This window comes from Cryobacterium sp. RTC2.1, from assembly GCF_035018685.1.
In the GTDB taxonomy this organism is placed as follows: domain Bacteria; phylum Actinomycetota; class Actinomycetes; order Actinomycetales; family Microbacteriaceae; genus Cryobacterium; species Cryobacterium glucosi.
The window spans coordinates 1-6,532 of record NZ_JASJXJ010000185.1 but is presented as its reverse complement, the minus strand read 5'-3'; the positions used below and the strand labels follow the sequence as shown (position 1 = coordinate 6,532).

Annotated in this window: 9 protein-coding genes; 7 read left to right on the top strand and 2 right to left on the bottom strand. The window is 63.7% G+C overall.

Translation table 11 applies throughout. The features are described 5' to 3' along the window. Positions 1–282 precede the first annotated feature (282 nt). The 7 genes from QN357_RS16965 (at position 283) to QN357_RS16935 (ending at position 4,646) form a co-directional block, all read left to right on the top strand. Positions 283–789 (top strand): hypothetical protein, encoded by a 507-nt coding sequence (locus tag QN357_RS16965; RefSeq protein WP_134447314.1) that lies wholly within the window; start codon positions 283–285, stop codon positions 787–789. A gap of 158 nt (positions 790–947) precedes the next feature. Further along, positions 948–1,367 carry a hypothetical protein gene (locus QN357_RS16960; RefSeq protein WP_134447316.1) on the top strand — a complete coding sequence of 140 codons (420 nt, stop codon included), beginning with the start codon at positions 948–950 and terminating at the stop codon, positions 1,365–1,367. A 230-nt stretch (positions 1,368–1,597) separates the two neighbouring features. Further along, positions 1,598–1,837: a hypothetical protein gene (locus QN357_RS16955; protein WP_134447318.1), complete on the top strand. Its 240-nt coding sequence runs from the start codon at positions 1,598–1,600 to the stop codon at positions 1,835–1,837. Between the two features lie 69 nt (positions 1,838–1,906). Beyond that, the gene (locus QN357_RS16950; RefSeq protein ID WP_134559421.1) at positions 1,907–2,548 is read left to right on the top strand and encodes a ScbR family autoregulator-binding transcription factor; all 642 of its coding nucleotides are present in this window, start codon (positions 1,907–1,909) and stop codon (positions 2,546–2,548) included. Between the two features lie 218 nt (positions 2,549–2,766). Continuing rightward, the gene (locus QN357_RS16945; protein WP_134447322.1) at positions 2,767–3,501 is read left to right on the top strand and encodes a GAF and ANTAR domain-containing protein; all 735 of its coding nucleotides are present in this window, start codon (positions 2,767–2,769) and stop codon (positions 3,499–3,501) included. Next, positions 3,494–4,207 (top strand): GAF and ANTAR domain-containing protein, encoded by a 714-nt coding sequence (locus QN357_RS16940; protein ID WP_323505248.1) that lies wholly within the window; start codon positions 3,494–3,496, stop codon positions 4,205–4,207. Before QN357_RS16945 ends, QN357_RS16940 begins: the two co-directional genes overlap by 8 nt. A 46-nt stretch (positions 4,208–4,253) precedes the next feature. Beyond that, positions 4,254–4,646 (top strand): DUF1622 domain-containing protein, encoded by a 393-nt coding sequence (locus QN357_RS16935; protein ID WP_241975379.1) that lies wholly within the window; start codon positions 4,254–4,256, stop codon positions 4,644–4,646. Between the two features lie 62 nt (positions 4,647–4,708). Here the strand turns inward: QN357_RS16935 and QN357_RS16930 are convergent, their stop codons facing one another. Continuing rightward, on the bottom strand, positions 4,709–5,371 hold the full coding sequence (locus QN357_RS16930; RefSeq protein WP_134447326.1) for a GAP family protein: 663 nt from the start codon (positions 5,369–5,371) through the stop codon (positions 4,709–4,711). Positions 5,372–5,380: 9 nt separating this feature from the next. Beyond that, on the bottom strand, positions 5,381–6,532 hold a 1,152-nt coding region (locus QN357_RS16925), incomplete at its 5' end, for an AI-2E family transporter (protein ID WP_323505247.1).

Sequence of the window (6,532 nt, the reverse complement as noted above, 5' to 3'; positions counted from 1 at the left end):
CTTTCGGGCTGAGGTTCTGAGGTATTTTCAGTTGTCACACCGGTCACTCTACGGACCACCACCGACATTCCCGGGGCATCCGCCACCCCACAAGCCACCTGTGGAATACCCGGTCAAAGAAGATTTCTGTGGACAACTTCTCCCCAAGGCCCTCCAGCCACACCGGGAGGAGGTCGCGATGACCGGCGACGGGGTCGACGACGCGCCCGCGCTTCGTCGAGCGGACGTCGGACTGGCAAGGGGGATCAAGGGCACGAAGCGACGAAGGAAGCGGCAGGCATCGTGCTCGCCGACGACAACTTCGCCACCATCCAGAGTGCAGTTCACGAAGGCCGTCGCATCCGCGACAACCTGCAGAAATCCATCGTCTTCATTCTGCCCACGACCGCAGCCGAGTCTCTGGTGCTCCTGCTCGCCGTGCTGTTCGGATTCGCGCTGCCGCTCCAACCGACGCAGATCCTGTGGGTCAACCTGATCACGGCCGCGACCGTCGGGGTGTTCTTCCTCGAGCAGGGAATCGGGTCCACCACCGTGGAAGCGCAGACCGCGGCCGCGACCATGCCCACCTTCAGCCGGCTCGCGTTCCTGTTCACTTCCCGGTTCCTCCGGGCGTCGAGCCTCACCCTCTGCACGCCATTCATGAACCTCTGGTTCAGCTCGACGCCGATCGGGGTTCGCGAATGGGCGTACACGCTGGGACTTTCCGCCGTCATCTTCCTGCTCGTGGAAGTGAACAAGGCGATCGGACGGGCGCGCGCGGGCCGGGCCTCGCGGGTCGCTGTCCCGTGACCGGCTGCTGAGCGCACTGCGGCATAATCAGGAACACGGAGACGCGGGTGTGCAAGAAGCGCCACCACGCACCGCGTCCTGATCGGTCGCAGGGGTGGGTCCGGCAGGTGCGGTAGCCAGGTCTACGCCAGTCAGTCTTTTCATCGAGGGGGATGTCCATGGCAATTCGAATCACGAGCACGTCAACGAAAATCGCCTACGTGACGAGCGGTGGCGTTCTCGTCATTCTCGGGTCGGCCCTGACGATCGGTCTCCCGGTGCCTGTTGCGTCCGTCGCGGCAGCCGTCCTTGCGCTGGTCCTGGTCGTCTTTGCTGCGAGAACCTTTCGCGCCGAGGACGAACCGGTCGAACAGAGGCGCCCGTGGTGGAAGATGACGGCGCACCGGACATCCGGTGTCGTGTTTGCACTCCTGTTCGGTTCCCAGGCGATCTACGTGCTTATCGCTTTTGTCAGTCGGCCGGAATCGGGGGGCCTGATGGTTCCACTGGTCACGAACATCTTGATCGCGATGATGTTCGCTTTCTCGTCGATGCGGCTGGGAACGACATCACCCGCGACCGCGTCGCGTAACCAGTAAGGCCACCTGCATCGGTACCTGAGGCCGCCCGGTTCCTCGCCCACGTCGCCACTTTTCTTGAGTGAGACCACCCTGTCGCTGCGCACAATGGCATACACTCATCGAGGGGAACCAAACAAACGGGGAAACCGGTTTTTTATTGGATGGCATCGGCGTTCGCTGAAAGGCGCATCGCCGGCGTCTGTGCCGTCGGGGGTCGGTGAGCACGGAGTCGAACTCGCGTTCGGCCGGTGCCGCGCTCACCGAAAAAACATCTGGGGGGAAGTTTGAAACAATCAACTCGCGCGCAGCTGGTGGACATTTCAACAGCACTCGTCATCGCCGGTTGCGTATTCGTGCCGCTCTTCTGGCTCGGCTACGCAGTGGGGCCGATTCTCGGTATTTCGGTGTTGTTGGCCATCGGTGTCCTGATGATTCGGTCGGCGCTCAGATCGGAACCCAACCCAGAGGCGCTGATCGAGCCGGAGTGAGGGTGCCGGACGGGGATGCAGAGGTGCCGTCGGGTCCATGTTCGATGCGGAATCGCCAGGAGGCGCACCATGACCGTGAAACAAGAGCGCGCCGTACTCACTCGCGAGAAGATTATCGCGGGGGCTGCGGACGTCTTCTATCGCCAGGGTTTCGGCGGGGCCACGCTCTCGGACATCACGGCCGCCGCCGGAGTGACCAAGGGCGCGCTGTACTTTCATTTCCAGTCCAAGGAGCACGTCGCCCTCGCCGTGATCGAAGCGGAACACGAGATCGCGACAGCTGCCGCGACGGCGATACTCGACACGACAACCGGGCCGCTTGAGTCGATGCTCAGGCTCTGCAGCGATCTGGCCGGACGATTGACCACCGACCCCATCGTCCGTGCCGGCATCCGCCTCACAACCGAAACCTCGACTTTCGATCGGTCGATGGCGCGACCATACGAAGATTGGCTTGCGACCTTCGAGGCACTGACTCTGGCCGCCACGGAGGCCGGCGAACTCCGCGCAGGCACCGACGCCGAGAAGCTGGCGCACTTCATCATTCCCGCTTTCACGGGGGTCCAGATGGTTTCTGATGTCTTCACCGAACGTGCCGACCTCCGTCGACGCGTACGGGAAATGTGGGAGATTCTCTTGCCCGCAATCGTGCCTCCCGAAAATCAGAATTCAATCGAGTGGATGCTGGAAGCGGCATTCCCGATTCGATAAGGTCTCAGTCGTGAACCGACACGACGACTGCACTCCCGAGCACACTCCGGGGAACGCACGAGAGCGATTCCCGGTGCGCACGCCCACACCGTTGTCGGGGCCGGGACGGTGGCGGAGAGAGCCCGAGCGCTGCCTGCATTCCTTTTCGACGCCGGAGGAGTACGTTGCGATCATGCAGCGGACGGGAGTGAATCGTGGTTGCGACCAGAATCGCGGGTATGACCCCGATGCCTGATCTGTTTGCCGTGGCTGCGGATGCACTGAACGCCCTGACCGGGCAGGAGGCGCGTCTGTACGAGCCGCTCCTGGCGGCGTTGCCCGTGGACGGGGCATCCGTCTCGACGTTCGGCGATATTCTTGCCGCTGAAACGATTTCGGCCAGTGACGCCCAGTCGTTTCGTCTCGACGAGTTGCAATTCGATCTTGGCGAGGGCCCCTGTTGGGACGCACTGCAGACTGCGGCTCCGGTCCTCGAGCCTGATATTCGCAAACGGCCGAACCGGACCTGGCCGGCCTTTTCGGAAGCGATCCTTGCAGATGACCTCGGTGCGGTCTTTGCTTTTCCCCTGATCCTGGGGCCTTTGCGCATCGGTGCGATCGATCTGTATACCAACCGCCCCTATCGCCTCAGCTCGCAGAGCGTCCAGCAGATTTCGAGCCTTGCGACCGTGGTCAGTCGTCTGGTCCTCTCTCGAGCCATCAGACTGTCCCACACCGAGATCGAAAACGAGACCGACAGTGCCACTCGCCAGAAATTCTCTCGTCGCGAGATCCATCAAGCCACCGGAATGGTCCTGGCTCAACTGAGAATTCCTGCCGCGGATGCCCTCCTCGTCATGCAGGGCCATGCTTTTGCGGCTGGCCGGTCAATGGCCGAGATTGCGGCAGAAATCATTGACCGCCGATTGAGTTTCGCGGTAATCGAGAGCCAGATCGAAGGGTCCCATGATTGATGGAACGAGAGAGGACCGTTTAATCGACACGTTCGCGACCCTTGCCGACACGCTTGTGGCCGACTACGACGTGGTGGATCTCCTGCAGACCCTGGTCGAGAGTTGCACTGATCTCTTCGATATTGCGGCCGCTGGAATTCTTCTGGCCGACGCCGATGGCGAATTGGAAGTTGTCGCTTCGACGAGCGAGGCCAGCAGACTTGTCGAGGTCATGCAACTGAGCGCTCGGGCGGGCCCCTGCGTGGAATGCTTTGTCACCGGTGCCGTCGTATCCCTGACGGACGTAGAGGAGAGTCCGCCCGCGTGGCAGCGTTTTCGGGACAGCGCACGCGAGCAGGGTTTTGCCGCGGTCTTCGCCACACCGTTGCGGCTGCGGGAGACGACAATCGGTGCCCTCAACCTGCTGTCGAATGTTCCGGGTGCACTTCGCCAGCAGGACGTGCGGGCCTCCCAGGCGCTGGCCGACGTTGCCACGATCGGAATCCTGCAGGAGCGTACGCTCCGGGAAAGCATGTCGGTCCGGGAACAGCTGACAAACGCGTTGACCTCCCGGGTGGTCATTGAGCAGGCCAAGGGCGTACTTGCGCACTCCCGAGGCGTGTCGATGGAGGAAGCGTTCACCCTGCTGAGGACGTATGCCCGGGCAAACCGCCTGCTGCTCTCAAGCGTCGCCCAAGGTCTTGTCGAACAAACACTCGTGATCTGAGCGGGCATCCCGCCGACCGTCTGCACGCTGAACCACGAGGAGAGGGATGTCCATGGACTTCGAGCAGGTCATTTCGGCCGGCGTGCAGGTCGTCGAGGCTGCCGGTGCAATCATCATGGTGCTCGGTGGGGCCCTGGCTTTCGCGGTCGCCCTTCCGCGCGTGCTGCGGAGCTCCACCCGTGCCCAGGCGTACGTGGGCCTCCGTCGTGACCTGGGCCGGGCCATCCTCCTCGGCCTCGAGGTCCTGATCGTGGCCGACATCATCCGGACCATCCTCGTCGAACCGACCGTCCAAAGCGTCGTCGTCCTCGCCGTGATCGTCGTGATCCGCGTTGTGTTGAGCTTCTCGCTCGAAGTCGAAATGGACGGGGTATGGCCGTGGTCACGCTGGCGGGTCGATCCCGTCTCCCCGGTCACCCCGCAGCCGCCTGCTCAGTAGCCTGCGCCGTAGCCCCGTGGCGGTCGGGTCACGAGCACGCCACACCAGGTGGCGTGGCTGCTTCAGACCCGGGTCATGCCGTCGCCCAGGATCAGGGCACCGAGCATCAGGGCCACGACAACCGTGACGGTCTGGGACGGATTGATGATGCGCTTCTTGAGCGCCACGAGGGGTTTGATCATCGTCTGCGGGGACGCCAGCGTGAGGATCACAGGGACCGCGACACTGGACACCCCGATGACCGTGTAGACGAGGATGCAGATCACCAATTCGGCAAGCGGGAGCGCGTGCGCGCTGAGGGCGAGCCCCGCTGCAGTGCCGAGAACGAGGGCCTTCGGCCGGATATTGAGCACAAGTCCGACCCCGGCGCAGGACACGGGCCCGAGGGTCGCGATCCGGTTGAGCCAGGCGGGTTCGGCCAGCCGGGGAGGGGACGGATGCAGGAGTTTCCACACGCCGGACCCGATCAGCACGGCGCCGAGAACGATCTCCGTCCAGCCGATGGCCGGCTGGAGGGCAGTCATGTCGGCCGGGGGAAGCCAGGTCAGTGTGGCCGTGAACACGGCCGTAACGACGATGAGCCCGACGATCCAGCCCGCGAGGAAGGCGGGGGCCGACCAGCGCTGTTTCGGAGACAGAAGCAGCAGCACCGTCACGAGGAGCGGGGTGGTGCTGAGCGCGACCGCGAGTGCAAGCGGGAGCAGCCGTCCGATTGTGGCGAGCATGGGAGCGCCTCACCCCTCGTGCCCGGGCTCCGGCGCTTGCGTGGCTGTCGGGCGGGGAGATGAGGGTGGCTTCGCTTTCCGCGCATTCTTGCCTGCGACATCGGCCGCCTTCAGGAGACGTCGGGTCTCGACTGTCGGGCCGAATGCCGGCCTGACCCACGCGACGTCGGGATCGGAGTCGACGAGGAACGTTCGGGCGAGCAGGGTGAGGGGGATAGCGAGGATGGCGCCGATGGGCCCGATCACGACGGCCCAGAACAGCACGGAGAAGAAGGTGATGGTCTGGTTGAGGGAGACGGCGCTGCCGACGGCCTTGGGCTGGATGATTGACTGCACGCCGCCGTTGATCACGCCGTAGACGATGATCACGGCGATCACGGTCGGCCAGCCGCCGACAAGATAGCCGAACACGACGGGCGGGGTGATGGCGAAGAAATAACCGATGTTGGGGATGAAACTGCAGAGGAAAGCCAGGAGCCCCCAGAGCAGGGCGGCGGGCACCTGGAGGATCCACAGCGCGATGGTGTTGAGAAATCCCTGCACCAACCCGAGCACGGTCGTGACGATCATGTAGCGGCGAACGTTCGCGGCGAAGACCTTGAGGGCATCGACGAGGCCCGGCCGGCGCTGGCTCAACTGCCCGAGAATGGTGTGCGCATAGGAAGCGTCCGAGGACATCAGGATCAGCATGGTCAGGACGATGACCAGGAAGCCGACGATGCCGAAGAAGCTGCCGAGGAAACCGCTGAGGTAGGGGACGAACCGGCTGGGCGTGAAGCCTTCCGTCATCGCCTGGATCTGCGAGTCGCCGATGCCGATCGTGTTGAGAAACTCGCCAAGGGAGACGCCGAGATCGTGGATCTCCGCGGCATAGCCAGGCAGCATCGAGACGAATTGGGAGATGGCCACGATGACGACATAGAAGAAGCCGGACAGCAGCGCGAAGACGACGAGGATCACCGAGCCGGTCGCGAGGCCGTGCGGCACGCCGCGCTTCTCCAGGCGTACCCGGACAGGATGAGCGCAGATGGACAGCACAAGAGTGAGCAGGACCGGCGCCAGAATGCCGCGGATGCTGCTCATCCCGATCGCCGTGATCGTGGCGGCTGCGAGGCCGACCAGGAGCAGCGTCCCGCGGGGATACCGGGGCAGGGGTGTGGG

What these genes read in the sequence shown, in the direction of transcription:
- QN357_RS16960 (WP_134447316.1), top strand. Translation starts at nt 948, where the DNA reads ATGGCAATTCGAATCACGAGCACGTCAACGAAAATCGCCTACGTGACG.
- QN357_RS16950 (WP_134559421.1), top strand. Translation starts at nt 1,907, where the DNA reads ATGACCGTGAAACAAGAGCGCGCCGTACTCACTCGCGAGAAGATTATC.
- QN357_RS16945 (WP_134447322.1), top strand. Translation starts at nt 2,767, where the DNA reads ATGACCCCGATGCCTGATCTGTTTGCCGTGGCTGCGGATGCACTGAAC.
- QN357_RS16940 (WP_323505248.1), top strand. Translation starts at nt 3,494, where the DNA reads ATGATTGATGGAACGAGAGAGGACCGTTTAATCGACACGTTCGCGACC.
- QN357_RS16935 (WP_241975379.1), top strand. Translation starts at nt 4,254, where the DNA reads ATGTCCATGGACTTCGAGCAGGTCATTTCGGCCGGCGTGCAGGTCGTC.
- QN357_RS16930 (WP_134447326.1), bottom strand. Translation starts at nt 5,371, where the DNA reads ATGCTCGCCACAATCGGACGGCTGCTCCCGCTTGCACTCGCGGTCGCG.